The 889-nt window shown below is 58.5% G+C and carries 2 protein-coding genes and 1 pseudogene; all 3 read right to left on the bottom strand.

Annotated features, from left to right (window positions below):
* On the bottom strand, nt 1-392 hold a 392-nt coding region (locus AWB79_RS37945; protein ID WP_332459684.1), incomplete at its 3' end, for a citrate/2-methylcitrate synthase.
* Between the two features lie 146 nt (nt 393-538).
* Nucleotides 539-808, bottom strand: a complete 270-nt coding sequence (locus AWB79_RS37940) for an FAD assembly factor SdhE (RefSeq protein WP_061172600.1) — start codon at nt 806-808, stop codon at nt 539-541.
* Nucleotides 809-810: 2 nt separating this feature from the next.
* Nucleotides 811-889: pseudogene (sdhB, locus tag AWB79_RS38820) on the bottom strand (succinate dehydrogenase iron-sulfur subunit); the annotation flags it as partial.

Here is an 889-nt window from a genome sequence, read left to right as displayed (position 1 = left end):
CGACGGAAGCCGCGGAAGAAGAAGTGCATCTGCTCGTGCACCATCGTGTGACGCGTGACCGTGTCCACGAACTCCTTGTTCTGCGCCGGGTTCGGCAGTTCGCCCTTCAGCAGCAGATAGCACGTTTCGAGGAAGTCGGCGTTCACGGCCAACTGCTCGATCGGATAGCCGCGATACAGCAGCTCGCCCTTGTCGCCATCGATGTAGGTGATCGCGGAATTGCACGACGCCGTCGACATGAAGCCCGGGTCATACGTGAACTTGCCGGTCTGACCGTACAACTTGCGGATGTCGATCACGTCCGGGCCCATGGTGCCCTTGTAGATCGGCATTTCGACGCTCGGCGAGTTGTCGCTGAACGATAGCGTGGCTTTAACATCTGACGGGGTCATAGCACATCCTCAATCGAAGTATGGATACAGGTTTTCGATAATTTGCACGACGGAAGCTGCGCGGCAAAACTGTCTTATCGGCCTGAAGTGCACTGTGTGCAGTGCAACAGGCCTATTTTGCAAAACTCCGCGAATTCCTGCTGGAATCACACGGAGCGCAGCATCTCCAGCAAACGGGTTACATCCGGCGTCGCCAGGTCGCCTTCCGGCTCGGTACGCGCCAGCAGCAAGTCCATTAGTTCGTTGTCGCTCAGCTCCAGCAGGCGGGTCAATGCGGCCACGTCGGCGTCACTGAGGTCGTGCTCATATCGGCTGAAGAAACGCTCGAAGATCAGATCGTTTTCCAGCAGGCCGCGCCTTGCGCGCCAACGAAGGCGCGCGCGGCGAAGGGGATCGGACTGGTGAGATTCGTCCATTTTCAAACCGCCCGGCGCACCATCAATTCCTTGATCTTGCCGATCGCCTTGGTCGGATTGAGCCCCTTCGGGCACACGTCG

This window comes from Caballeronia hypogeia, assembly GCF_001544875.2.
Taxonomy (GTDB): Bacteria; Pseudomonadota; Gammaproteobacteria; order Burkholderiales; family Burkholderiaceae; genus Caballeronia; species Caballeronia hypogeia.
Note: the sequence above shows the minus strand (reverse complement) of the source record. Positions and strands in the feature narration are given on the sequence as shown.

Bases quoted from the DNA above. Each gene is read 5' to 3' on its own strand.
- AWB79_RS37940 (WP_061172600.1), bottom strand. From the start codon at position 808: ATGGACGAATCTCACCAGTCCGATCCCCTTCGCCGCGCGCGCCTTCGT.